The sequence below is a fragment of the Streptococcus mitis genome (assembly GCF_001579035.1).
Taxonomy (GTDB): Bacteria; Bacillota; Bacilli; order Lactobacillales; family Streptococcaceae; genus Streptococcus; species Streptococcus mitis_J.
Genome location: NZ_KQ970290.1, coordinates 150492 through 152703, shown reverse-complemented (window position 1 = coordinate 152703; position 2212 = coordinate 150492). Strand labels below are relative to the sequence as shown.

The window sequence follows — 2212 nt, the reverse complement described above, 5'->3', positions numbered from 1 at the left end:
CCCCTGTTAGATTATGAACTGCCTAAAGAATGGATTTATAGCCATATTGGAGGGCATCCTATGACTGTTTCGGTAAAGGGAAGGGAGCGCCAAGTAGCTGGTTTTGGTAGACGTTGTTCTTTGGTTCTGGCGGATAAGGACAGTGGACAACCAGAAGATAATCCACTTATGGGACTTTTCCAAGCTTATATCATACCAGATATCAAAGAACAGGATTGGGATCGGGTAGGTCAGGCTGAACATATGTCTATTGAAGTATTTCCAACACTCAACGAACGTCTCTATCTTTGCTTTCTTTATGGAAAAAATATAAATCCAGAACAAGATATCTCTTTAGGAAAGCCTCTACCTGATGACTATGAAACCTATATAGATATCCTCACAAATAGTCCAGAGGCACGACGCCTCTACCTAGGAGAGCATGAAGAATAAGAAAGGATATTTCATGAAACTAAGAATTTTTGCGGAAGATAGGCCAGCTGAGAAAGTATTTGAATATCAATTAGAACTTGATGATCAGATAATTCTTCTATCAACAGCACTCTTGTCAGGTGCTATTGCTTTAGCAGGATTATTCTCTGCTTTGAAAGAAAAATAAAAATAGAAAATAGAAAAGAGAAACAACATGGTTTTACCAAATTTTAAAGAAAATCTAGAAAAATATGCGAAACTATTGGTTGCGAACGGAATCAATGTGCAACCTGGTCACACTTTGGCTCTCTCTATCGATGTGGAGCAACGTGAGTTGGCTCACTTAATTGTCAAAGAAGCTTATGCTTTGGGTGCACATGAGGTGATCGTTCAGTGGACAGATGATGTCATTAACCGTGAGAAATTCCTCCATGCGCCGATGGAGCGTCTGGACAATGTGCCAGAATACAAGATTGCTGAGATGAACTATCTTTTGGAGAACAAGGCTAGCCGTCTTGGAGTTCGTTCATCTGATCCAGGTGCCTTGAACGGTGTGGATGCTGACAAGCTATCAGCCTCTGCTAAAGCTATGGGACTTGCTATGAAGCCAATGCGTATCGCAACTCAATCTAACAAGGTTAGCTGGACTGTAGCAGCTGCAGCAGGACTTGAGTGGGCTAAGAAAGTCTTCCCAAATGCTACGAGCGACGAAGAAGCAGTCGATTTCCTTTGGGACCAAATCTTCAAAACTTGCCGTGTCTACGAAGCAGATCCTGTTAAGGCCTGGGAAGAACATGCAGCTATCTTGAAGAGCAAGGCAGATATGCTTAATAAGGAGCAATTTTCAGCCCTTCACTACACAGCGCCAGGAACAGATTTAACACTTGGTTTGCCAAAGAACCACGTTTGGGAATCAGCTGGGGCTATCAATGCACAGGGCGAAGGATTCTTGCCAAATATGCCGACAGAGGAAGTCTTCACAGCGCCTGACTTCCGTCGTGCAGATGGTTATGTCACTTCTACAAAACCGCTTAGCTATAATGGAAATATCATCGAAGGTATTAAGGTGACCTTTAAGGATGGACAAATCGTAGATATCACTGCTGAGAAGGGTGATCAGGTTATGAAAGACCTTGTCTTTGAAAATGCGGGTGCGCGTGCCTTGGGTGAATGTGCCTTGGTACCAGATCCAAGCCCAATTTCTCAGTCAGGCATTACCTTCTTTAACACCCTTTTCGATGAAAATGCGTCAAATCACTTGGCTATCGGTGCAGCCTATGCGACTAGCGTAGTTGGTGGAGCGGAGATGAGCGAAGAGGAGCTTGAAGCTGCGGGGCTTAACCGTTCAGATGTTCACGTGGACTTTATGATTGGGTCTAGTCAAATGGATATCGATGGTATCCGTGAGGATGGGACACGTGTACCACTCTTCCGTAACGGAGATTGGGTAAATTAAGGAGATAATATGTTAGGAAGTATGTTCGTTGGTCTCCTAGTGGGATTTTTAGCAGGTACTCTGACCAATCGTGGAGAACGTATGGGATGTTTTGGAAAAATGTTTCTCGGTTGGATTGGTGCTTTTATAGGCCACTTGCTTTTTGGGACTTGGGGACCGATAATGGCAGGAACTGCCATTATTCCGGCAGTACTAGGTTCCATGATTGTCTTAGCGATTTTCTGGAGACGAGGAAGTTAATTTCTTAAATCTGATACTCAATGAAAATCAAAGAGCAAACTAGGAAACTAGCCGCAGGTTGCTCAAAGCACTGCTTTGAGGTTGTAGATGAAACTGACGAAGTCA

General features: G+C 43.4%; 3 protein-coding genes and 1 pseudogene. All 4 read left to right on the top strand.

Annotation, left to right across the window (positions count from 1 at the left end; all coding sequences use genetic code 11):
- Positions 1 to 432 (top strand): annotated as a pseudogene (locus tag SMIDD26_RS08935) (hypothetical protein); the annotation flags it as partial.
- Positions 433 to 445: 13 nt separating this feature from the next.
- A complete protein-coding gene (locus SMIDD26_RS08930; RefSeq protein ID WP_061439880.1) occupies positions 446 to 598 on the top strand; it encodes a hypothetical protein in 153 nt (50 codons plus the stop codon).
- A gap of 27 nt (positions 599 to 625) precedes the next feature.
- Entirely contained in the window at positions 626 to 1867 is a 1242-nt protein-coding gene (locus SMIDD26_RS08925) for an aminopeptidase (RefSeq protein WP_061439871.1), read from the top strand.
- Between the two features lie 9 nt (positions 1868 to 1876).
- Entirely contained in the window at positions 1877 to 2107 is a 231-nt protein-coding gene (locus tag SMIDD26_RS08920) for a GlsB/YeaQ/YmgE family stress response membrane protein (protein ID WP_049521020.1), read from the top strand.
- Positions 2108 to 2212: the final 105 nt, after the last annotated feature.